We start from the raw sequence: 21781 nt of genomic DNA, 5'->3' as shown, positions 1-21781 counted from the left end.
CCGTCGTCGAACCATCGGAACAAGAGGACGTCGTGGCGAAGCGGGACCGGACCTGCAGGCACCCGGCGGGGGAGACGGCGTGCCCACCGCTTCGGCGCGGCGGGCGCCCCTGAGAATCCGAGCGTCGGCGCGGCCTTTCCCTGGGGTCACGCGGTGCTCTGCGTGCCGTTCAGCGTCGTGGAAGATACTCGCGTGCGACATCATCGCGGCGGAGGTGGCGCACAATGAAGTCATGATCCCCGCCGTCACGGAGCTCCTCGATTCCGCCCGCGTCGTCGCCCTGCCGATGCAGACCCGCTTCCGCGGCGTCGACACACGGGAGGCCCTGTTGTTCGAAGGGCCGGAGGGCTGGGCCGAGTTCTCCCCCTTCGTCGAATACGACGACGCCGAGGCGGCGACCTGGCTGGCCGCCGCGATCGACTACGCCTACGCCCCGCAACCCGCGCCGCTGCGGGATCGGGTGGGCGTCAACGCCACGGTGCCGGCCGTCGACGCCGCTCGCGTGCCCGAGGTCCTGGCGCGCTTCTCCGGATGCCGGACCGCGAAGGTCAAGGTCGCCGAGCCCGGGCAGGTGCTGGCGGACGACGTCGACCGGGTCCGCGCCGTCCGGGAGACTCTCGGGCCGGAGGGCCGCATCCGGATCGACGCCAACGGCCTGTGGAACGTCGACGAGGCCGAGCACGCCGTCCACGCGCTCGCCGCGTTCGACCTGGAGTACGTCGAGCAGCCGTGCGCCTCGGTGCCCGAGCTCGTCGAGCTGCGCCGGCGGATCGCCTACATGGGGATCCCGGTCGCGGCGGACGAGAGCATCCGGAAGTCCGGAGACCCCCTCGCCGTGGCGCGCGCGGGGGCCGCGGACATCGTCGTCATCAAAGCGCAGCCGCTGGGCGGGCTCACCCACGCGCTGCAGATCGTCACCGCGGCCGGCCTGCCCGCGGTCGTCTCCAGCGCGCTGGACACCGCTATCGGCCTGACGCAGGGAGCCGCCCTGGCCGCCGCCCTCCCGACCCTCGACTACGACTGCGGCCTGGGCACGGCCTCGCTGTTCCAGGACGACGTCGCCGACCTCCGCCCCGCCGACGGGGCGATCCCGGTCGGACGCCTGTCTCCCGACCCGTCAGCCCTCACGCGCCTCGCCGCCGCGGACGAACGCCGGGAATGGTGGCTGGCCCGCCTCGCCCGCTGCCACCACGAACTGCTCGCAGCCCGCAGCGCCTAGGACTCGACGAGGAGTTCCACGAGCCGCCCGAGCTCCTGCCCGCCGGAGTGTCGCAGCGCCGCGTCGTCGCGGCCGGCCATGGCACCGCGGACGGTCATGCCCTCCCAGAGGATCATCAGCATGCGCGCCGCGTCGGTCGCGGGCAGCCGGAGGCGCAGCGTACCCGCCGCCTCCACGATGTCCTCCACGATGCGTGCGATGCTCGCCACCATCTCGCGCTCCTGGGCGAGGTAGGCCTCGCCGAACTGCGGGTCGCGCAGGGCGCGGATCCGGATCTCGCTCATCAGCATCACGCCCAGGCGGTCGTCGCTGCCGAGCTCCATGATCTGCTGGACGAGATCTGTCGGGTCGCAGTCGTCGGCGAGCTCGCCGTCCGCCCGCATCTGCTCCACGCGAGTCCGCACGGCCGCCACCCTCGCGTCGGCGACACCGGCAGCGAGCGTCAGGAACAGCTCGTCCTTCGAGTCGAAGTTCGAGTAGAACGCCCCGCGCGTGAAGCCGGCGCGCTCGCAGACCGCCTCGACCGAGGCGCCGTCCAGACCGACCTCGGCGAACACCTGCGCGGCGGCCTCCAGCAGACGCGCCTTCGTGTTCTCCCGGCTGCGGGTGGCGGGTGACGACATCGGAACCTCCTGGCCTTCCCTCTCGGCGATTCACACCCGGTGCACAGACTCCGGATGGCGGATGACCTTACGATACATCCATGTATCGGATACACCTGTGTATCCACCCGGCACCCCACGGAGATTCGCGTGTCCACACTGCTCTCGTCCCTCGGAAGCTGGTCCTTCCGCCACCCGTGGCGCGTCCTCGTCTCCTGGCTCCTCGCCCTCGGCATCGCCGGAGCCGGAGCCGTGGTCCTCGGCGCCGGCACCGACAACACGTTCTCCATCCCCGGAACCGAGTCCCAGGCCGGCCTCGAGCAGCTCTCCCGCTCCTTCCCCCAGGTGAGCGGCACGAACGCCCAGTTCATCGTCGTGGCCGCGGACGGCGACGAGATCACCGATGACGAGTACCGCGAGCCGATCGAGGACGCCGTGTCGGAGCTCGGCGACCTCGACGAGGTCCTCGCCGCCACCTCGCCGTACGACGAGATGGTCAACGGCATGATCAACGACGACGACACGGCGGCGATCGTGCGCCTGCAGTTCGACGGCGAGTCCACCGACGTCTCCGAGGAGACGAAGGACGCCCTGCGCTCCACCGTCGACGAGCTCGCGGCAGAGCTCCCCGACGGTGCGCAGGCCTCGCTCGGCGGTGACCTCTTCGCGATCTCGATCCCCGGCGTCACGCTCACCGAGGCCGTGGGCCTGCTCATCGCGCTCCTCGTGCTCATCGTCACGTTCCGGTCGTTCGTCGTCGCCGGACTCCCCCTGCTCACCGCCATCCTCGGTGTCGGCATCTCCATGGCCGGGATCTTCACGGCGACCGCCTTCGCGACCGTCTCCTCCACCACGCCGCTGCTCGCCCTGATGCTCGGACTCGCGGTCGGGATCGACTACGCGCTCTTCATCGTCGCGCGCCACCAGGACCAGGTCCGGGACGGCGTTGAACCTGAGGAGTCGGCCGCCCGCGCGGTCGGCACGGCCGGATCGGCGGTCGTCTTCGCCGGCGTCACCGTGCTCATCGCGCTGATCGGCCTCGGCTTCGCGGGCATCCCGTTCCTCACCACCATGGGCGTCGCGGCGTCCGTGGCCGTCGCGGTCGCCGTGGCGATCGCGGTGACCCTGACCCCCGCCCTGCTCGGATTCCTCAAGGGCCGCGTGGCCGGACGACCGAAGCGCGCGAAGACCCCGAAGAAGGCGGCCGCGAAGAACGCCGCGACGAAGCCCCGCGGCAGCCGTCGGTGGGTGGAGGGCGTGACGAAGCACCCCGTCCTCGTCTCCCTCGCGGTCGTCCTCGGCCTCGGCATCGTCGCCGTCCCCGCCCTCAGCCTCGACCTCGCCCTGCCGAACGCCGGCGTCCTGCCGAAGGACTCCGAGGCGCGACAGAACTACGATCTCGTCGGCGAGCAGTTCGGTCCCGGCTTCAACGGCCCCCTCATCCTCACCGGCACCATCGTCACCTCCACCGATCCGCTGGGCCTCATGGAAGACCTCGGAGACGCGGTGGCCGAGGTGCCCGGTGTGAAGGAGGTCGCCCTCGCGACGCCGAACGAGACCGCCGACACCGGCATCGTGCAGATCATCCCGGAGACGGCTCCTGACGACCCTGCCACAGCCGACCTCGTGCGCGAGCTCCGCAGCCACCACGACGAGTGGCTGGACGAGTTCGGCATCGACCTCAAGGTCACCGGCTTCACCGCCGTCGGCATCGACATCTCGGATCAGCTCGGGGCGGCGCTGCTGCCGTTCGGGATCTTCGTGATCGGCCTCTCGCTGATCCTCCTCACCATCGTGTTCCGTTCCCTCTGGGTGCCGATCACCGCCGCGGCGGGCTACCTGCTGTCGATCGTCGCCGCCTTCGGCGTCGTCGGGGCGGTCTTCGAGTGGGGCTGGTTCGCCGACCTCCTGCACGTCGCGAAGGTCGGCCCGATCATCAGCTTCATGCCGATCATCCTCATGGGCGTGCTCTTCGGCCTCGCGATGGACTACCAGGTGTTCCTCGTGTCGCGGATGCGCGAGGACTTCGTGCACGATCCCGACCTCCGCCAGGGTACGGGGTCGGTGGACCGCGCCACCCGGCGTGCGGCGGCCCTGCGCGCCGTGCGGAGCGGGTTCACCGGGTCGGCGAAGGTCGTCACGGCAGCCGGGCTCATCATGTTCGCAGTGTTCGTGGCCTTCGTACCCGAGGGCGACTCCTCCCTCAAACCCATCGCCCTCGGACTCGCCGCCGGCATCGCCTTCGACGCCTTCCTCGTGCGGATGACGCTGATCCCGGCGCTGATGGCGATCCTCGGCGAGCGCGCCTGGGAGATCCCGTCGTGGCTGGAGCGGATCCTCCCCCGCGTGGACATCGAGGGCGAGGCGGTGGAACGCGAACGGCACCTCGAAGCCTGGCCGGGAGACGGGTCGCTCGTCGCCGCGGACGACCTGGAGCTCGGCGCCGGTATCTCCGCGGCGGAGGGGCTGACGTTGCGACTCGCGCCCGGCGCGGCCCTCGTCGTGAGCGGCACGGACGCCGGGACGCTGCGCGCCCTCGCGCTCACGATCGGCGCCCGGATCGCTCCGGCCGACGGGCGCCTCCGCGTCGTCGGTCACCTGCTGCCCGGACGTGCGGCCTGGGTCCGCTCGCACGTGGGCTGCGTGCTCGCGGCGGACGACGGATCCGTCCTCGCCGATCTCCGCGAAGCCCTCCGCGGTCGTTCCGAGCTCGTGGTGATCGACGGTGCGGACCGGCTCAGCGGCGGCGAGCGCCACCAGGCCGCAGCGATGCTGCGCGATGCGAAGTCCCGTCGTGATCTCGCCGTGTTCGCCACAGCCGCCGACCCCGACGCGGCCCGTTCCCTTCTCGCGGAGGCCGGATGGCCGTCCGCCGACGTTCTCGACACGCGCGCGCCCCGCCCGAGCGCCGCAGAAACGACCGAGGTGCCCGCATGACCCTCCCCCTCGAGCGTGCCCGCTCGCGCAAACCCATCACCTGGCTGACGATCCTCGGCGTCCTGCTGCTGCCGGCAGCGGTCGGCGGCATCCTCATGGCGGCGCTCTACAACCCGACCGAACGCCTCGACTCCATGACCGCGGCCATCGTGAACCTCGACGAGCCCGTCGAGATCGACGGCCAGACCACTCCCCTGGGGCGCCAGCTCGCCTCCGGGCTCGTCGAGGGGTCGGACGACCTCGACTCGAACCTCACGTGGGTCATCTCCAACGAGGAGGACGCCGCCGACGGACTCGCCGACGGCTCGTACCAGGCCGTCATCACGATCCCCGAGGACTTCTCGGCCGCGGCGACCTCCGCGGGCCAGGCGGTCGCCGACGGCGGCGGGGACGCGGAGCAGGCGACGATCCAGGTGACGACGCCCGACGACGGCCTCGTGGCCGACGACCTCATCACCGGACAGATCGCCGACGTGGCGGCCTCGACGCTCGGCACCATGCTGTCCGAGGCGACGACCGAGAACATCCTCGTCGGCTTCACCACCATCGGCGACCAGATCGGCGATGCGGCGGACGGGGCCCTGGAGCTGGCGAAGGGCGCCCGCGACGCGGCCACCGGCGCCGCCGCCCTCCCGGAGGGAGCGACGCAGCTCGCCGCCGGTGCCGGAGAGCTGGGCACGGGGGCCTCCACCCTCGCGTCCGGCCTCGACACGATCGCGGGGCAGACCCGGCAGGCCGCGACCGGCGCCGGCACCATCGGTGCGGGACTCACCTCCGCGGCGACCGAGCTGCAGGGCCGGGTCGCCGGCGTCCAGAAGCTCACCGGTAGCATCCAGTCGGCGGGCGCGTCGGCGAAGTCGGCCGCGACGGACTCGGCCACGGTCGCACAGGGTCTCGGGACGATGGCGGCCACGGCGTGCGCCGCCGATCCGGAATCGCCGGAGTGCGGACAGCTCTCCGGCCTCGCCTCGAAGGCGGCGGCAGCGGCCACGTCGGCCGGAACCGCCTCCGGCATCCTCAACAACGAAGAGGTTGCCACGGGTGTGGCCGCGCTTCCCGGGTCCTTCTCCACCCTGGGCACTCAGCTCGGCGAGGCGGGCGCCGGGGCGACAGAGCTCGCCGACGGGCTCAACCGCCTCGCGAGCGAGGGCGTGGATCAGTCCGCGGCGGGAGCGCGAGCCCTGTCGTCCGGCGCGACGCAGCTCGCCGACGGCGCGTCCCAGCTCGCCGACGGCAGCACGGAGCTCGCCACCGGCCTCGACACCCTCGCGACCGGCACCGGCGACCTCGCGGGCGGACTGCGCACCGCGGCGGACTCCCTCCCGTCCTTCAGCGACGAGGAGTCCACGTCGCTGGCCTCGGTGATCGCCGATCCCGTGGCGACCGACTCCTCGATGGGCTCGCTCTTCGGTCCCACCGCGATCCCGCTGCTCACCGCGGTGGTGCTGTGGTTCGGCGGTCTCGCGTCGTTCCTCGTCCTCCGCGCCCACACGGCGCGCACGCTCACGTCGCGACGCTCGTCCGCCTCCCTCACCCTCCGCGCGTTCTGGCCGGCCGCGGCGATCGGCGTCGCGCAGGGTCTGGTCGTCTCCCTCATCGTGCAGACCGTGGCGGACTATGACGTTGCGGCATGGTGGGCGTTCGCGGGCACCGCCGTCCTCGCCGGGGTGGTGTTCGCCGCGGTGAACCAGGCCCTCGTGGCGGTGTTCGGCGGCGTCGGACGCTGGATCGCCGCACTGATCGGCGTCATCGCCGTGGCGACGGGACTGATCTCGACCGTGCCCGACTGGCTCGCGAGCATCGGGGCCGCCCTCCCGACCGCACCGGCCTTCGCGGGTCTCGTGGAGGCGAGCGGGGCCGCCGTCGCCGCCCTCGTCGTCTGGGGCGTGCTGTCGCTCGTCGCCACGACGGTGGTCGTCGCGGTCCGTCGCACGACCACCGCCCGCGCCGTCGTCACCGCCTGACCCCCGGGCACAACTTCGGAGATCACGGACGACACGCCGCCGGACACCCCCTGCCGACGGCATGTCGCGTCCGTTCTCCGAAACAGTGCACGGACTCGACGACGACACCCCGTACCCTCGTGCCATGCGCCGACCGTTCATGGACACTCCGGACCAGCTCGCGAGCCTCGAAGGACAGCAGTATCTCGTCCTCCGGCCGACGGAGGCCGTCGCTTCTGAATATCGGGCCATCCAGGAAGGCGCGCTCGATCGCCTGGGGACGCCCCTGCGGCATCCGCACACGGAGCACGTGACGCTTCGCGGCTTCTTCGAGCCGGAGCGCCGGGAGGAGCTGCGGGCCCTGATCCGCGCCTGGGCCGCGGAACAGAGTCCTCTCGAACTCACCGCCGACGCCGTGGACGTCTTCCCCGCGCCGTGGCAGATCGTGATCCTACGCCTCGCCCGCACCCCCGCGCTCGTGCACGCATACGCCTCGCTGACGGAGGTGCTCCGGCCGACGGACTTCCGTCGCCTCGACGAGCTCTCCGTCGAGGACTGGACCTTCCACCTCTCGGTGCTCTACGGCAAGACGCTGGACCCTGAGACATGGCAGCAGCTCGCCGCCACCGAGGTCCGTCCTCTCACACCCTCGCCGACGGAGGTCGTCACCGAGGCCGAGTTCGTCTGGTACGAGGGCGGCGTCGAGCACGCCGAGGTCATCCCCCTCGGCGGCTGAGCCCTGCTCCGGCGGGCACGACTTCGGAGATGCCGGACGACACACCGCGACCGAGGTCAGCCCGTCGGTGTGTCCCTCGCGATCTCCGAAGCTGTGCTCGGCCGGTTCAGCTCAGGCCGGAGTAGGCGTGCAGACCCTTGAAGAAGACGTTGACGATGGTGAAGTTGAAGATCACGGCGGTGAAGCCGACGATCGACAGCCAGGCCGAAGGGTTGCCGCGCCAGCCGCGGGTCGCCCTGGCGTGGATGTACCCGGCGTAGAGCACCCAGATCACGAAGGTCCAGGTCTCCTTCACGTCGAAGCCCCAGAAGCGGCTCCACGCGTAGTACGCCCAGATGGACCCGGCGATGAGGGTGAAGGTCCAGAGGATGAAGCCGATGATCGTGAACAGGTACGCCAGGCTCTCCAGGCGCTCCGCCGGCGGGAACGTGCGCAGGAAGCCGGGGCCGGTCTTGGCCGCCCCCTCACCGAGCAGCCGCTCGCGCCGGGCCTGCATGAGCTGGATCACCGAGAGCGCGAAGGCGAGGGCGAAGAACGCGGTCGCGAGCGAGGCGACGAACACGTGGATGATCAGCCACACGCTCTTCAGCGGGTCCATCAGCGGGGAGACCTCGACGTAGAAGTTCGTCGCGCCGAGGCCCAGGAGGACCACGACGAGGCCCGTGATGAACGTGCCGAGGAAGCGCAGGTCGAGGCGGGTGAGCACCGCCAGGTAGACGGCGATGATGAGCAGCGTTCCGACCATGCCGAACTCGTACAGGTTCGCCCACGGCACCCGACCGGCCGCGATGCCGCGCGTCACGGCGGCGGCGAGGTGGAACACGAAGCCGAGCACGGTGAGCGAGGTGCCGATTCGCGCCATGACGAAGCGCTGCGGCTTCGGAGCTCCGGGCGCATCGACGGGTGCGGAAGCGGAGACGCTCCCGGAACGACCGGCGGCCACGAGCTCGCCCTCGCGGACGGTGTGGGCGTCGGCCGTCGCCTGCGAGCGGCGCGCGAGATCGAAGGCGTAGGCCACGAAGGCCGCCGCGTAGATCGCGATCGCCGTCCACAGCAGGACGGGCGAGATCACGGTGAGCTCGAGCATGGTGTCAGTCTACTTTCCGGGTGCCGGGGCCGCAGGGTCCGCGGCGGCGTCCGCGGCATCCTCGTCGGCGTCTTCAGGGGTACGGGCGGCCGTGCTGCCCGCGGCGTCGAGCAGCCGGGCGTGCCCGGCACGGAGGTCGTCCACGGCGCGGGCGAGCGTGGGGTCTTCCCCTCGGGCCAGGGCCGCGTACTCGAGGTCGACCGCGCCGTCCGCCGCGGTGGCCTTCACCCACACGCGCCGACGCGGCACGAACAGGGCGAGCATGAGGCCGCCGAGGGCGAGCAGCGCGAACCCGAGCACGAACACCCCGGACTCGTCGCGATGGATCTGCAGGGAGGCGAAGCGCTTGACGGACTCCGAGGTGTCGGTGGCGCCCTCCGGCGACTCGTCGTCGAAGGTCACCGAGCCGAGGCCGTTCGGCAGCTGCGCGGTCTCACCCGGGGACAGCTCGATCGACTCGACGTCGGTGCTGCGTCCGGTGAGCTTGGTCATGTCGGAGGTGTCGAGCACGTAGACCGAGCGCGGCACGCCGTCGTTGATCCCGAGGTCACCCGTGTACACGTCGAGCGTGAGCGTCGGGTTCGTGAGGTCGGGGTACGCCGAGAAGAAGGCGCCCGTGTCGAGCACGCCCGTGGTCGGGTAGAAGAAGCCGACGAGGCCCACCTGCTCGGCCAGGCCGTCCGGGACCTTGAGCACGCCGAGCGAGGTCATGTTGTTGTCCTGCGGGAGGAAGGGCGTGCTGTTGTGGAACACCACGTTGCCCTCGGGGTCGCGCACCGTCACCGTCGGGGCGTACCCGTTGCCGAGCAGGAACACGTCGTCGTCGGCCACGCCCAGGGGCTCGTTGACCTTGACGGCGCCCTCGCGCTCCTCGCCGTTCTCCTGGATGGTCATGTTCGCGGAGAAGTTCCCGGCCTGGCCGGAGCCGGGCTCGCCGAACGGCTGATACGTGACGTCGAAGGAGTCGAGCCGCATCGAGTACGGCGCGAAGGAGTCGTCGGCCACGAAGCGCCCACGGTTCATGGAGTCGTAGTCGAGCAGCGTGTTGGCGAAGGTCTCCCCCTCGACGAGCACGCGCTGCCCCGTGTAGGCGAAGCCGCCGCCGACGCCGATCGTCACGAGCACGCCAACGAGGGCGAGGTGGAAGAGCAGATTACCCGTCTCCCGCCAGTAGCCGCGCTCGGCCGACACCGAGTACGTGCGCCCCCGGTCATAGCGCTCCACGCGGTAGCCGAGCGCCTTGAGCTGCTTCGTGGCGACGTCGATCGAGGCGGCGGCCTCCGCGGCGGCGTCTCCGGTGCGGGTGCCGGAGTCGGCGACCGTGTCGCGGGTGACGGCGCGGTAGTCCTCCAGGCGTCGCAGTCGCGCGGGCGTGCGCGGCGGGCGGGCCTGCAGCGCCTTGGCGTGGTGCTTGATGCGCGGGATGACGCAGCCGACGAGCGAGGTGAACAGCAGCAGGTAGATCGCCGAGAACCAGGGCGACAGGTACACGTCGAAGAGCTTGAGCCCGTCGAGCACCGGGAACAGATCGGGGTTGTCGCGCTCCCACTGCGTCACGCCGTTCGGGTCGGCCATCCGCTGCGGGAAGATCGACCCGGGGATGGCCGCGATCGCCAGCACGAGCAGCAGGACGAGCGCCGTGCGCATGGAGGTGAGCTGACGCCACCCCCACCGCAGCCAGCCGACGAATCCGAGGCGCGGCTGGGTGATCGTGTCGTCGCCGTCGACGTGATCGGACGGGCGGAGCGGATCGCTGGAGTCGTTGGTCACGGCACTCTTGTTCTTCGTCATGGTCGTCTCGGAGCGGTCAGAGCGGGAGGTCGACACTGCCGATCACCGCCGTCAGCCGGGACATGATGTCGGTCCACAGGCCGGTGACCATCAGGACGCCGAGCAGGATCAGCAGCACGCCGCCGAGGATGTTCACGACCCGGATGTGGCGGCGCAGGAACCCGATGGCCTTGGTCGCCCAGCCGAAGCCGAGCGCCACGAGCAGGAACGGGATGCCGAGGCCGAGGGAGTACGCGAGGCCGAGGAAGCCCGCGCGCACGGGGTCGCCCGCGTTGAAGGAGAGCGCGAGGATGGCGGCGAGCGTGGGGCCCATGCAGGGCGCCCAGCCGATGCCGAGCGCGATGCCGAGGAGCGGGGCACCGACCATCCCGGCCTTCGAGTCGACGTGGAAGCGGAGCTCCTTCTGCGCGAACCCGAAGAGCCCGAGGAAGACCAGGCCCATCGCGATGATGACGACGCCGAGGATGCGGGTGATGAGGTCGCCCCACTGGAGCAGGAACACGCCAGCAGTGCCGCCGAGCACCGTGTAGAGGATGAACACCACGGTGAAGCCGAGGATGAACAGCAGCACACCGAGCACGAGGCGGCTTCGGGTGGCGGTCTGGGTGGTGCTGCCGGTGGTCGACGATCCCCGCGGCGCCACGGCTCCACCGAGGAAGCCGAGGTAGCCCGGCACGAGCGGGAGCACGCACGGTGAGAGGAAGGAGACGAGGCCCGCGACCATGGCCACCGGGATCGCCAGCCAGAGGGCCCCGGAGTCGATGATCGTCCCCGGATTCACGACGACCTCGTGGACATCAGGAGTCCTCCGCGAGCGCGTCCTTGACGAGCGTGGAGAGGACGGAGGTGCCGTCGATCGGACCGATGATCTTCGCGGCGACGCGCCCCTGCTTGTCGAGCACGAGCGTGGTGGGGGTCGCCGAGATCGGCACGACCTTCGCGAAGGCGAGCTTGGCTTCGGCGGTGTCGACGTCGATGAGGCTCGGGTACGTGATCCCGAACTCGTCGGCGAACGCGGCCGCGGTGTCGGCCTGATCCCGCGTGTTGATGCCGATGAACTGCACGTCCGCGTCGCTGTGCTCCTGCCAGACCGCCTCCAGGTCGGGGGCCTCCACGCGGCACGGGGCGCAGCCGGCGTACCAGAAGTTGACGACCGCGACCTGTCCTGCGATGTCGGCACTGTCGAAGTCCTCGCCGTGCTCCGTGACTCCGGCGAACTCGACCGGCTCGCCACGCTCGGCGACGGGGATCTCGACGATCGCGCCGTCGGCGGCGACGTACCCGGTGTTCTCGCCGCTCAGGAACGACTCGCTCACAGCGTCGGGGGCGCAGGCGCTCAGACCGACGGCGAGCACCGCAGCGAGCGCGGCTCCGCCCAGGCGGCCGAGGGGCCGAAGACGGGAGGGGCGGCCGTTGCGGATCGGGTGAATCCTGGAAGCGCGGGACACGTCTCCGAGTTTACGCAGAGCTTCCTATGCATCGGCCGGGTACCCCCGGGGGGAGTCAGAAGCGCGCGAGCACGTCGTCCACCCCGGCGCGGAACCGCGGACAGGTCGCGATGTCGTGCGCTCGGCACCCCATGGCGTGCTCCGTCATTTCCCGGGATCGCCGCATCTCCTCCATCCGCCTGTCGAGGTCGTCGAGATGCTGCTGCAGCACCTGATGTCGGCCCGCGCTGCCGTCGTCGAGGAGCACGGCGATCTGGTCGAGGCTCATGCCGGCGGCCTTGCTGCGCTGGATGACGGCGATGCGCACGACCTCGTCCTCGCCGTAGCGACGCCGGCCCGCCGCGTCCCGGGGTGGCCGCAGCAGGCCGACCGTCTCCCAGTGCCGCAGGACGTTCGTCGGCAAGTCGAAACGCGCGGCGACCTCGCCGACGGACCAGGGATGCAGGTCGCTTGACTTCATGTTGACATGAAGTCACAGACTGGTGCCGAACGCAAGACGCGAGAAGGGAACCCCCATGTACGACGCGATCGTGATCGGTGCCGGCCCCGCCGGACTCCAGGCGGCGCTCACCCTCGGACGGATGCATCGACCGGTGCTCCTGCTGGACTCCGGCGAGTACCGCAATGGCACCGTGCAGCACATGCACAACATGATCGGTGCCGATGGGAGGGCCCCGGCGGACCTCCGCGCCCAGGCCCGGGCCGAGCTCGCGGCCTATGCGGACGTCGAGGTGCGGGACGTCGCGGCGCAACGGATCTCCGGCGACGCGGAGACGGGGTTCTCGGTGAGCCTCGCCGACGGGTCGATGACCGACGCACGACGGGTGATCCTGGCGACCGGCGTCGCGGACGATCTCCCGCCGGTGCGGGGTCTCGCCGAGCTGTGGGGCGTCCGGGTCTTCAGCTGCCCGTTCTGCGACGGACACGAGCACGCCGGGAAGCCGATCGCGATCCTCGGCGCGGCACCCCGGGCAGCCCATCTGATCGGGTTGCTCGGCCGGATCGTCGGCGAGATCACGGTGGTCCCGGTGGGAGAGCCGTTCGCCGCGGAGGACCGTACCGCGCTGGAGGAGCTCGGGGTGCGGGTGGCCTCCGCTCCGGTCGAGGCTGTCGCCGCGCACGGAGACGGGGTGCGGGTGCGCAGCGCCGAGGGCGACCTCGACGTCGCGGGCGTGTTCGTGGCCTCCGGCACGATGCGACACCGGGCGCCCTTCGCCGCCGACCTCGGGCTGCGGATGCTGGAGTCGGGGTCCATCGAGATCGATGAGTTCGGGAGGACGTCGCGTCCTGGGGTCTTCGCGGCGGGCGACCTCGCCCATCGCGCGACCCTCCCCGGCCCGATGGCCTCGGTCCTGCTCGCCGCCGCCGCGGGACAGCTCGCCGCGGTGGGGGTGCTCCAGTCCCTCTGACGTCGAATCGCCCGATCGGTCCCATCTCCGGGCCGGATGGGGCCATTCAGGCGATTCGAACGGGGGTCAGACGGCCCCTACGTCGACAGCACCGCCGGTCGCGGCGGGCTCGGCATACGAGACCTCGCGCCAGACGTCGCCGACGCGCGCGAACGAGGTCACACTCGACAGGGCGCAACGGCGAGTCCGCGGGTCATGCTGCAGCGGGAGGCCGGCCACGCGGAGGTGCGTGATCCAGATCGGCGCCTGATGCGACACCATGACGATGTCCCCCGCGGTCGGGATCTCGGCCGCGGCCGTCCATGCCTCGTCCATCACGCCGAGCATGCGCTCCGCGATCGAGGCGTACGGCTCCCCCCAGCTCGGCAGCGACGGCTGGCGCAGGTGCCACCAGTTCACCGGATTCATCAGCGACCGCCGCATCCGGGTGCCCTCGAACACGTTCGTCGGCTCGATCAGGCGGATGTCCGTCTCGGGTTCGAGGTCGAACACCTCCGCGAAGGGGGCGGCCGACTCCTGCGCGCGCTCCAGAGGCGACGCGAACAGCGCGGTCACCGGATCGCCGAGCCCGACCACATGCTCCGCCGCCGCCTGCGCCATCTCCTCCCCCGCGGTGCTGAGGTGATAATCGGGCAACCGTCCGTAGAGCACGCGGGACGGGTTGTGCACCTCACCGTGGCGAACGAGGTGCAGAAGTGATGCCGCCACGTCAGACCTCGCGGTAGCGGGACTCGCCGAAGCCGAGGACCAGATAGCCGATGTAGGGGAAGAGGAACAACAGGAAGAAGGAGAACACCCCGCCCTTGCCGAAGCGCGCGCCGAGCTTGAATGCGACGATGACCCCGAGGATGAAGTTCGCGATCGGCACGAGGTAGAGCAGGGCGAACCAGCCCGACATCCCGGCGATCTTCACGAGGAACACGACATTCACGATCGGGATGATCGCGAGGATTCCGGGGTACCCCGCCTTCGTGAAGACCTTCCACAGCCCGACCACGACGAGGATGTAGAAGATGAGGGCGATGAGCCCTGTCGTGCCGGAGAAGATCGCGCCGAACAGGTCGGGAAGGCCGTTGCCGTCCGAGATGGAGAGGTTCATGGGGTGCGCCTTTCGTCGTGGCGATCCTACTGAGGTGCCGCTGCTCCGCGCAGGCGACCCGGCCGGGAAGGGCCGGGACGCCCGCGTAGACTGGGCGGGTTCATCTTTCCCCGGATCAGGAGGAATCCTCCGTGCTGCGCACCCACTCCGCAGGCTCCCTGCGCGCCGAGAACATCGGTCAGACCGTCACCCTCACCGGGTGGGTCGATCGTCGTCGTGACCACGGAGGCGTCGCTTTCATCGATCTGCGGGACGCGTCGGGCATCGCCCAGGTCGTCATCCGCGACGAGGAGATCGCCCACCCGCTGCGCAACGAGTTCGTCCTCAAGGTCACCGGGGAGGTGTCGCGTCGCCCCGAGGGGAACGCGAACCCGAACCTGCCGTCCGGCGAGATCGAGGTCATCGCGGCCGAGGTCGAGGTGCTGAACGAGTCGGCGCCGCTGCCGTTCCAGGTCTCGACCGCTCTGGCCGACACCGAGACCGTCGGCGAGGAGGCACGCCTCAAATATCGCTACCTCGACCTCCGCCGCCCGGCCGCCGCCTCCGCGCTGCGCCTGCGGTCCGACGTCTACAAGGCGATCCGCGACGTCCTGCACGCCGAGGACTTCACCGAGGTCGAGACCCCGACCCTCACCCGTTCCACGCCGGAGGGCGCCCGCGACTTCGTCGTCCCGGCCCGTCTGCACCCGGGCAGCTGGTACGCCCTGCCGCAGTCCCCGCAGCTCTTCAAGCAGCTGCTCATGGTCGGCGGTGTGGAGAAGTACTTCCAGATCGCCCGCTGCTACCGCGACGAGGACTTCCGCGCCGACCGTCAGCCCGAGTTCACGCAGCTCGACATCGAGATGAGCTTCGTCGACCAGGAGGACGTGATCGCCCTCATGGAGTCGCTCATCGTGGCGATGTGGAAGACGATCGGCGTCGAGGTGCAGACCCCGCTGCCGCGTATGACGTACGCCGATGCCATGGCGAAGTACGGCTCCGACAAGCCCGACCTCCGCTTCGGGCTCGAGCTCGTCGAGGCGACCGAGTACTTCACGGACACCCCGTTCCGCGTGTTCCAGGCGGAGTACGTCGGCGCGGTGCGCATGCCCGGCGGTGCGAGCCAGCCGCGCAAGCAGCTCGACGCGTGGCAGGACTGGGCCAAGCAGCGCGGCGCGCGCGGTCTCGCCTACGTGCTGTTCAACGAGGACGGCACCCTGGGCGGCCCTGCCGCGAAGAACCTGTCCGAGGCCGAGCAGGCGGGACTGGCGGAGTTCGTCGGCGCCGAGCCGGGCGACTGCGTGTTCTTCGCCGCCGGTGCCACCAAGGAGAGCCGGGCGCTGCTCGGCGCCGCACGGGTCGAGATCGGCCGTCGCCTCGGGTACCTGAACCCGGACGAGTTCGCCTTCACGTGGGTCGTCGACGCCCCGATGTTCGAGCCGGCCGCGGATGCGGTCGCCTCCGGAGACGTGGCCGTGGGTGCGGGCGCCTGGACGGCCGTGCACCACGCGTTCACGGGCCCGAAGCCCGAGTTCGAGGACACGTTCGACAGCGACCCCGGATCGGCCCTCGCCTACGCGTACGACATCGTGTGCAACGGCTCGGAGCTCGGCGGCGGGTCCATCCGCATCCACCGCGAGGACATCCAGAAGCGGGTCTTCGAGGTCATGGGCATCAGCGACGAGGTGGCGCAGGAGCAGTTCGGCTTCCTCCTCGACGCGTTCAAGTTCGGCGCTCCCCCGCACGGCGGCATCGCGCTCGGCATGGACCGCGTGCTCCAGCACCTGACCAAGACCGAGTCGATCCGCGACGTCATCGCCTTCCCGAAGTCCGGCAACGGCTTCGATCCCCTCACCTCCGCTCCCGCTCCGATCACCCCGGAGCAGCGCGCCGAGGCCGGCGTCGACTTCACCCCCGAGGACGAGGCCTGACCCGCCGACACCCCGTCTTATCGCCGAGACCCCGGGACACTGCCGCTGGCAGCCCGGGGTCTCGTCGCGTACCCGGGGTCTCGGCGAACAAGAAGAAGAAGGGGGGGCTAGGCGAAGAGGGGGGCGAGGTTCTCGTTCCACACGTCGACACCGAGCTTCGCGATGAGAGCCACCACCACGACGAGGAACACCACGCGGATGAAGGTCGTGCCGCGGGAGATGGCCATCCGCGAGCCCAGGTAGCTGCCGGCGACGTTCGCGACCGCGAGGATGCCCCCGAGCAGCCACAGCACCGAGCCGTGCGGGATGAAGAGGAGCAGCGCCCCCGCGTTCGTCGCGAGATTCACGATCTTGGCCTTCGCGCTCGCCTGCAGGAAGTCGTACCCCAGCAGCGCGACGAGGGTGATCACGAGGAAGGTGCCCGTCCCCGGACCGATCATCCCGTCGTAGAACCCGATGCCGAGCCCGGCCAGCCCGGCCATGATGTGGTGCTTGTGCCCGTGGAAGCGCAGCTGCGTCGCCGCCCCGAGCTGGGGACGGAGCGCCGTGAACAGGGCGACCGCCAGCAGCGCGATCACGATGATGGGCTTGAAGGCGGCCGGGGGCAGCACCGTCGCGACCGCCGCGCCGCCGAACGAGCCGATCAACGCGATCACCGCCATCGGCAGGGCCGTGCGGAGGTCGGGCTTGGCACGGCGGTAGTAGGTGATGCTGCTGGTCGCGGTCCCGAACACGGAGGCGAGCTTGTTCGTCGCGAGCGCCTGGACCGGGGCGATGCCGGGGATGAGGAGCAGTGCCGGAAGCTGCAGCAGTCCTCCGCCGCCGACGACCGCGTCGATCCACCCGGCACTGAACGCCGCCACGATGATGAGGATCAGCATCCCCCAGGTGAGCTGCTCGAGTCCGAGGAGGCTGCCGATATCCACCCCGCCATGATTCCAGACCCGCGGGCACCGTCACGCAACCGCGCCGCTGGCAGACTGGGGTCATGCTTCCCGCTCTCCCGCTGCCGCACCCGTTCGCGTCGAGGAGCGGGGACGCTGTGCTCCGGAGAGCGAGCGAGGCCGACGCCGACGCCGTCATCGCGCTGCTCGCCGACGACCCGATCAGCGCCGCCCGCGGCGACGTGGCCTCCGACGAGGACCGCCCGGCGTACGAGCGCGGCCTCCGCGAGATCCTGGCCGATCCCTCCAACGACCTCCTCGTGGTCGAGCTCGACGGCGCGGTGGTCGGCACCCTCCAGCTCACGTCGATCCCGGGCATGGCACGCCGCGGCGCCCGGCGGCTGCTCGTCGAGGCGGTCCGGGTGCGCAGCGACCTCCGCTCGTCCGGCATCGGCTCCGCGGTCATGCGGTGGGTCGGCGATGCCGCGGCGCCCGCCCTCGGCGCGGCCATGGTGCAGCTCACCTCTGACGCCGCCCGCACCGACGCACACCGGTTCTACGAGCGCCTCGGCTACGTGGGCTCGCACCGCGGCTTCAAGTACACGGTCCGGCACGACTGATCCCCCGGCGCATCCCTGCGCCACCCGCCCGACACCGACCGTTCACCCGCGCCGCTCCCCGCGGCTACCTCGGGCTCATAGTGTCCTCTCGCAACCCGACACCGGCGTGCAACGCCGGACACCGAGAGGACACTCATGGCACGCTCCATCCGCCGCGCACGCATCGGCGCCGGCATCGCCCTGGCCACCACGGCCGTCATCGCACTGACCTCCTGCGCCTCGGCGACCGACGCCCCGGCCGCCGGCGACGACGCCGTGGACGCGGCGAGCGCGACGTCGGTCGAGGACTTCGGCTCGTTCGCCGACCTCGAGGCCGCCGCGAAGGAGGAGGGTCAGCTCAACGTCATCGCCCTCCCGCGCGACTGGGCGAACTACGGCGAGATCCTCGACCTCTTCGCCGAGAAGTACCCCGAGATCACCATCAACGAGGCGTCGCCCGACGTCTCCAGCGCCGAGGAGATCCAGGCCGCCGAGACGAACAAGGGCCTCGACACCGCCCCCGACGTCTTCGACCTCGGCCTCACCGTCGCTCTGCAGAACACCGATGCCTTCGCTCCTTACAAGGTCCAGACCTGGGACGACATCCCCGACGAGCTGAAGGAGCCCACCGGCCTCTTCGTCGGCGACTACGGCGGGTACATGTCGATCGGCTACGACTCCTCGAAGTTCGAGGCGCCGGCCGAGCTGTCCGACCTGCTCTCCGCCGACTACAAGGGTGCCGTGGCCATCAACGGCGACCCGACGCAGGCCGGCGCCGCCTTCGCCGCCGTGGGCCTGGCGACGGTGCAGTCGGACGGCACGCTCGACGACTTCCAGCCGGGCATCGACTTCTTCGCCGACCTGCAGAAGGCCGGGAACCTGCTCAAGGTCGACGTCACGACCGCGACCGTCGCCAGCGGCGAGACCCCGGTCGTCTTCGACTGGGACTACCTGAACGCCGCGCACACGGCCGACAACCCGAACTGGAAGGTCGAGGTCTTCGACGGCACCGGCTACGCGGGCTACTACAACCAGGCCATCAACGTCGACGCGCCGAACCCGGCGGCCGCGCGTCTGTGGCAGGAGTTCCTCTACAGCGACGAGGTGCAGAACCTGTGGCTGAAGGGCGGCGCCCGTCCGGTGCGCATGGAGGCGATGACCGAGGCGGGCACGATCGACGAGAAGCTCGCGGCGGCTCTCCCGGAGGCTCCGGAGGAGACCGTCGTGCCGACCGAGGAGCAGTCCGAGAACGCCGGCACGCTGCTCGGCGAGAAGTGGGCAGCGGCGGTCCAGTGACCTCTCTCGTCGCACCGGGGGTGGATGCCGCGGCGCCCGCCCCCGTCACCGCCGCCGGACCCGCGTCGCACGCGCGGGCCCGGCGGTCTGCGCCGTCCCCGGCGTGGCTGGGGCTCGTGCCCTTCGCCGCCTACGTGCTGCTGTTCCTCGCCCTGCCCACCGTGCTCGCGATCGGCTCCGGGTTCTTCGACGGCGACGGCGCTTTCACCTGGACGAACGTCGCCGCCCTCGGCGACCCCGTCGTGCTCACGACCTTCGCGAACTCGGCGGGGCTCTCCCTGCTCACCGCGGCGGTCGGCGCCACCGTCGGCGCCCTGGTCTCCTATGCGTTGCTCGGCATGAACCCGGACGGCGTCGTGCGGCGATCCGTGGACGCGGCCGCCGGGGTCCTCGCGCAGTTCGGCGGCGTCATGCTCGCCTTCGCCTTCATCGCCATGATCGGCATCCAGGGCGTGGTCACCGTCTTCCTCCGCGACACGTTCGGCATCGATATCTTCGCCGAGGGCACCTGGCTGTACGAGCTGCCCGGCCTCATCCTCCCGTACATCTACTTCCAGGTGCCGCTCATGGTCATCACCTTCCTCCCCGCCCTCGCCGCCTTGAAGCCGCAGTGGGTCGAGGCGAACCTCACCCTCGGGGGCAGCAGGGCGAGCTTCTGGCTGCGGATCGGCCTCCCGGTGCTGGCGCCGTCGTTCCTCGCGAGCCTGCTGCTGCTCTTCGCGAACGCGTTCTCCTCCTACGCCACGGCCGCGGCGCTCGCGAGTCAGGGCTCGCAGATCGTCCCGCTGCAGATCCGCACGGCGCTCACGAGCGAGACCCTGCTCGGCCGGGAGAATCTCGCGGGCGCTCTCGCCCTCGGCATGATCGTCGTGGTCGGCATCGTGATGGCGCTGTACTCGGTCATCCAGCGACGTGCCGCGCGGTGGCAGGCATGAACGGCCTCGCCCCCTCCCGCGCGACCCGTGCGGTGATCGGCATCGTGGTCGGCGCGTTCTTCGCTGTGCCTCTCGTGTCGACGTTCCTCTTCACGCTGCGCGGCACGGACGGCCTCTCCTTCGCGCACTGGGCCGCCCTCGTCGACCCCGCGGCGTCGGCGAGTCTGAAGCCCATCTGGACGGGGCTCGGCAACTCGCTGGTCCTCGCGGTGGTGACCGTGGCGATCGTGCTGTTCCTCCTGGCCCCCACGATGATCCTCGTGAACCTGCGCTTCCCCAGACTGAAGGCGGCCTTCGAGTTCGTCGCGCTCCTCCCGATCTCGATCCCCGCGATCGTCCTCGTGGTGGGCCTCGCGCCGATCTACCTGCAGATCGGTCGGACCCTCGGCACCGGCACCTGGACCCTCGCCTTCGCCTACGGCGTCACAGTCCTCCCCTTCGCGTTCCGCTCGATCCAGGCGTCCATCGATGCCGCCGATCTGCGCACGCTGTCCGAGGCAGCACGCTCGCTCGGGGCGGGGTGGCCGACGGTCGTGCTCCGCGTCCTCGCGCCGAACCTCCGACAGGGACTGCTCGCCGCCGCGCTGATCTCCATCGCGGTGGTTCTCGGGGAGTTCACGATCGCGTCCCTGCTCAACCGACAGGTCTTCCAGACGGCGATGGTCGTGGTGCAGAAGCAGGACCCGTTCGCGCCCGCGATCTTCACGCTGCTCGCCCTGCTGTTCGTCTTCCTCCTGCTCCTGCTCATCGGCCGCGTCGCCCGCGGTCCGCGAAAGGCCCGCTCATGACCCTCGATCACGCGCTCCCGCGCACCAAGGACAACCTGCTGCTCGCCCAGGCCGGCGAGGGTACGCGGGTCGAGCTGCAGGGCATCGTGAAGAGCTACGGCGGCACGAGGGTGCTGCACGGCGTCGACCTCGACATCGCTCCCGGGGAGTTCGTCTCGCTGCTCGGTCCGTCCGGCTGCGGGAAGACCACCCTGCTCCGCGTGCTCGCCGGACTCGAGGGCGCCGACGAGGGCACCGTCCTCCTCGGCGGCGGAGATGTCTCGCGTGTGCCGACCAACCGGCGCGACATCGGGATGGTGTTCCAGTCGTACTCGCTGTTCCCGCACCTCCGCGTCGTCGACAACACGGCCTTCGGGCTCCGTCGTCGGGGTGTCGGCAAGGGTGAGGCGGCGCGACGGGCCCTCGACGCGCTCGCCCTCGTGGGTCTGGCCGACCTGGCCGACCGGTTCCCGCATCAGCTCTCCGGCGGGCAGCAGCAGCGGGTGGCCCTGGCTCGCGCCCTCGTCACGGAGCCTCGGGTGCTGCTGCTCGACGAGCCGCTGTCGGCACTCGACGCGAAGGTGCGCGTGCAGCTCCGTGACGAGATCCGGCGCATTCAGCTGCGGCTCGGCATCACGACCGTGTTCGTCACGCACGATCAGGAGGAGGCCCTCGCGGTGTCCGACCGGATCGCGGTCATGAACGCGGGTCGCATCGAGCAGATCGGCTCCCCGGAGGAGCTGTACACCACCCCCGCGAGCGCCGAGGTCGCCGCGTTCGTGGGCCTCTCCAGCGTCGTGTCCGGGGTCGCCGAGGGCGATCACGTCGTCGTGTGGGGGCAGCGTCTTCCCTTGCAGACCCCCGCCGATGGCCCCGTCGACGTGTACCTCCGCCCGGAGAACGTGCGCTTCACCTCCGCGGAGGACGCCGCCACCGATGCGCTCGTGGAGGAGAGCACGTTCCTCGGCAGCATGCGGCGGACCCTCGTGCGCACCGAGTCGGGCGAGCTCGTCCGCGTGCAGCACGCACCCACCGTGCACCCGTCGTTCGGCGACCGCGTCCGGATCGCGGTGACTCCTGTCCCGGTGGTCGCGCGTCCCCGCGGCTGACCCGAGACCC

The 21781-nt window shown here is 70.8% G+C and carries 20 protein-coding genes; 11 read left to right on the top strand and 9 right to left on the bottom strand.

The genetic code is table 11. From position 1 onward, the window contains the following. Nucleotides 1-232: 232 nt before the first annotated feature. Entirely contained in the window at nt 233-1219 is a 987-nt protein-coding gene (locus MICNX66_RS03675) for an o-succinylbenzoate synthase (RefSeq protein WP_187663337.1), read from the top strand. On the opposite strand, the gene MICNX66_RS03670 is transcribed toward MICNX66_RS03675, so the two are convergent. Then, nucleotides 1216-1842: a TetR/AcrR family transcriptional regulator gene (locus MICNX66_RS03670; RefSeq protein ID WP_187663336.1), complete on the bottom strand. Its 627-nt coding sequence runs from the start codon at nt 1840-1842 to the stop codon at nt 1216-1218. The genes MICNX66_RS03675 and MICNX66_RS03670 overlap by 4 nt on opposite strands. Nucleotides 1843-1971: 129 nt before the next feature. Between MICNX66_RS03670 and MICNX66_RS03665 the strand changes: the two genes are divergently transcribed. The 3 genes from MICNX66_RS03665 (at nt 1972) to MICNX66_RS03655 (ending at nt 7437) form a co-directional block, all read left to right on the top strand. Further along, complete coding sequence (locus tag MICNX66_RS03665; RefSeq protein WP_187663335.1) at nt 1972-4758, top strand: MMPL family transporter; 2787 nt, start codon at nt 1972-1974, stop codon at nt 4756-4758. Beyond that, nucleotides 4755-6722 carry a YhgE/Pip family protein gene (locus MICNX66_RS03660; protein ID WP_187663334.1) on the top strand — a complete coding sequence of 656 codons (1968 nt, stop codon included), beginning with the start codon at nt 4755-4757 and terminating at the stop codon, nt 6720-6722. The genes MICNX66_RS03665 and MICNX66_RS03660 overlap by 4 nt, the downstream gene beginning before the upstream one ends. Before the next feature lie 124 nt (nt 6723-6846). Continuing rightward, a complete protein-coding gene (locus MICNX66_RS03655) occupies nt 6847-7437 on the top strand; it encodes a 2'-5' RNA ligase family protein (RefSeq protein ID WP_232089181.1) in 591 nt (196 codons plus the stop codon). 106 nt (nt 7438-7543) lie between these two features. Here the strand turns inward: MICNX66_RS03655 and ccsB are convergent, their stop codons facing one another. The 5 genes from ccsB to MICNX66_RS03630 are packed head-to-tail and all read right to left on the bottom strand — an operon-like array spanning nt 7544 to nt 12223. Beyond that, nucleotides 7544-8524, bottom strand: a complete 981-nt coding sequence (gene ccsB / locus MICNX66_RS03650) for a c-type cytochrome biogenesis protein CcsB (protein ID WP_187663333.1) — start codon at nt 8522-8524, stop codon at nt 7544-7546. 9 nt (nt 8525-8533) lie between these two features. Continuing rightward, on the bottom strand, nt 8534-10315 hold the full coding sequence (gene resB, locus MICNX66_RS03645) for a cytochrome c biogenesis protein ResB (RefSeq protein WP_187663332.1): 1782 nt from the start codon (nt 10313-10315) through the stop codon (nt 8534-8536). 16 nt (nt 10316-10331) lie between these two features. Then, nucleotides 10332-11096 (bottom strand): cytochrome c biogenesis CcdA family protein, encoded by a 765-nt coding sequence (locus tag MICNX66_RS03640; RefSeq protein WP_187663331.1) that lies wholly within the window; start codon nt 11094-11096, stop codon nt 10332-10334. 16 nt (nt 11097-11112) lie between these two features. Further along, complete coding sequence (locus tag MICNX66_RS03635; protein WP_187663330.1) at nt 11113-11763, bottom strand: TlpA family protein disulfide reductase; 651 nt, start codon at nt 11761-11763, stop codon at nt 11113-11115. A 55-nt stretch (nt 11764-11818) separates the two neighbouring features. Further along, nucleotides 11819-12223, bottom strand: coding sequence for a MerR family transcriptional regulator (locus tag MICNX66_RS03630; RefSeq protein ID WP_187663329.1), 405 nt, complete (start codon nt 12221-12223; stop codon nt 11819-11821). Nucleotides 12224-12278: 55 nt separating this feature from the next. On the opposite strand from MICNX66_RS03630, the gene MICNX66_RS03625 reads away from it, so the two are divergent. Next, nucleotides 12279-13172 carry an NAD(P)/FAD-dependent oxidoreductase gene (locus MICNX66_RS03625; RefSeq protein WP_187663328.1) on the top strand — a complete coding sequence of 298 codons (894 nt, stop codon included), beginning with the start codon at nt 12279-12281 and terminating at the stop codon, nt 13170-13172. A gap of 66 nt (nt 13173-13238) precedes the next feature. On the opposite strand, the gene MICNX66_RS03620 is transcribed toward MICNX66_RS03625, so the two are convergent. Continuing rightward, a complete protein-coding gene (locus MICNX66_RS03620; RefSeq protein ID WP_187663327.1) occupies nt 13239-13880 on the bottom strand; it encodes a histidine phosphatase family protein in 642 nt (213 codons plus the stop codon). Between the two features lies 1 nt (nt 13881). Next, nucleotides 13882-14271, bottom strand: coding sequence for a DUF5684 domain-containing protein (locus MICNX66_RS03615; protein ID WP_187663326.1), 390 nt, complete (start codon nt 14269-14271; stop codon nt 13882-13884). Nucleotides 14272-14402: 131 nt separating this feature from the next. On the opposite strand from MICNX66_RS03615, the gene aspS reads away from it, so the two are divergent. Continuing rightward, a complete protein-coding gene (aspS, locus tag MICNX66_RS03610) occupies nt 14403-16181 on the top strand; it encodes an aspartate--tRNA ligase (protein ID WP_187663325.1) in 1779 nt (592 codons plus the stop codon). A gap of 107 nt (nt 16182-16288) precedes the next feature. On the opposite strand, the gene MICNX66_RS03605 is transcribed toward aspS, so the two are convergent. Continuing rightward, nucleotides 16289-17062 carry a sulfite exporter TauE/SafE family protein gene (locus MICNX66_RS03605; protein WP_187664096.1) on the bottom strand — a complete coding sequence of 258 codons (774 nt, stop codon included), beginning with the start codon at nt 17060-17062 and terminating at the stop codon, nt 16289-16291. Between the two features lie 107 nt (nt 17063-17169). Between MICNX66_RS03605 and MICNX66_RS03600 the strand changes: the two genes are divergently transcribed. From MICNX66_RS03600 to MICNX66_RS03580, 5 genes are all read left to right on the top strand, one after another. After that, on the top strand, nt 17170-17685 hold the full coding sequence (locus tag MICNX66_RS03600) for a GNAT family N-acetyltransferase (RefSeq protein ID WP_187663324.1): 516 nt from the start codon (nt 17170-17172) through the stop codon (nt 17683-17685). Between the two features lie 135 nt (nt 17686-17820). After that, nucleotides 17821-18960, top strand: a complete 1140-nt coding sequence (locus MICNX66_RS03595; protein WP_187663323.1) for an ABC transporter substrate-binding protein — start codon at nt 17821-17823, stop codon at nt 18958-18960. After that, nucleotides 18957-19895 carry an ABC transporter permease gene (locus MICNX66_RS03590; RefSeq protein ID WP_232089180.1) on the top strand — a complete coding sequence of 313 codons (939 nt, stop codon included), beginning with the start codon at nt 18957-18959 and terminating at the stop codon, nt 19893-19895. Before MICNX66_RS03595 ends, MICNX66_RS03590 begins: the two co-directional genes overlap by 4 nt. Continuing rightward, nucleotides 19892-20683 carry an ABC transporter permease gene (locus MICNX66_RS03585; RefSeq protein ID WP_187663321.1) on the top strand — a complete coding sequence of 264 codons (792 nt, stop codon included), beginning with the start codon at nt 19892-19894 and terminating at the stop codon, nt 20681-20683. The genes MICNX66_RS03590 and MICNX66_RS03585 overlap by 4 nt, the downstream gene beginning before the upstream one ends. Beyond that, on the top strand, nt 20680-21771 hold the full coding sequence (locus MICNX66_RS03580; RefSeq protein ID WP_187663320.1) for an ABC transporter ATP-binding protein: 1092 nt from the start codon (nt 20680-20682) through the stop codon (nt 21769-21771). The genes MICNX66_RS03585 and MICNX66_RS03580 overlap by 4 nt, the downstream gene beginning before the upstream one ends. The last annotated feature ends 10 nt before the right edge of the window (nt 21772-21781 follow it).

The sequence above is a fragment of the Microbacterium sp. Nx66 genome, assembly GCF_904066215.1.
Taxonomy (GTDB): Bacteria; Actinomycetota; Actinomycetes; order Actinomycetales; family Microbacteriaceae; genus Microbacterium; species Microbacterium meiriae.
The sequence above is the reverse complement of the archived record's forward strand: the minus strand, read 5'-3'. Positions and strand labels throughout refer to the sequence as shown.

Bases quoted from the DNA above. Each gene is read 5' to 3' on its own strand.
- MICNX66_RS03675 (WP_187663337.1), top strand. From the start codon at position 233: ATGATCCCCGCCGTCACGGAGCTCCTCGATTCCGCCCGCGTCGTCGCC.
- MICNX66_RS03670 (WP_187663336.1), bottom strand. From the start codon at position 1,842: ATGTCGTCACCCGCCACCCGCAGCCGGGAGAACACGAAGGCGCGTCTG.
- MICNX66_RS03660 (WP_187663334.1), top strand. From the start codon at position 4,755: ATGACCCTCCCCCTCGAGCGTGCCCGCTCGCGCAAACCCATCACCTGG.
- MICNX66_RS03655 (WP_232089181.1), top strand. From the start codon at position 6,847: ATGCGCCGACCGTTCATGGACACTCCGGACCAGCTCGCGAGCCTCGAA.
- ccsB (WP_187663333.1), bottom strand. From the start codon at position 8,524: ATGCTCGAGCTCACCGTGATCTCGCCCGTCCTGCTGTGGACGGCGATC.
- resB (WP_187663332.1), bottom strand. From the start codon at position 10,315: ATGACGAAGAACAAGAGTGCCGTGACCAACGACTCCAGCGATCCGCTC.
- MICNX66_RS03630 (WP_187663329.1), bottom strand. From the start codon at position 12,223: ATGAAGTCAAGCGACCTGCATCCCTGGTCCGTCGGCGAGGTCGCCGCG.
- MICNX66_RS03625 (WP_187663328.1), top strand. From the start codon at position 12,279: ATGTACGACGCGATCGTGATCGGTGCCGGCCCCGCCGGACTCCAGGCG.
- MICNX66_RS03615 (WP_187663326.1), bottom strand. From the start codon at position 14,271: ATGAACCTCTCCATCTCGGACGGCAACGGCCTTCCCGACCTGTTCGGC.
- MICNX66_RS03605 (WP_187664096.1), bottom strand. From the start codon at position 17,062: ATGCTGATCCTCATCATCGTGGCGGCGTTCAGTGCCGGGTGGATCGAC.
- MICNX66_RS03600 (WP_187663324.1), top strand. From the start codon at position 17,170: ATGCTTCCCGCTCTCCCGCTGCCGCACCCGTTCGCGTCGAGGAGCGGG.
- MICNX66_RS03595 (WP_187663323.1), top strand. From the start codon at position 17,821: ATGGCACGCTCCATCCGCCGCGCACGCATCGGCGCCGGCATCGCCCTG.
- MICNX66_RS03585 (WP_187663321.1), top strand. From the start codon at position 19,892: ATGAACGGCCTCGCCCCCTCCCGCGCGACCCGTGCGGTGATCGGCATC.
- MICNX66_RS03580 (WP_187663320.1), top strand. From the start codon at position 20,680: ATGACCCTCGATCACGCGCTCCCGCGCACCAAGGACAACCTGCTGCTC.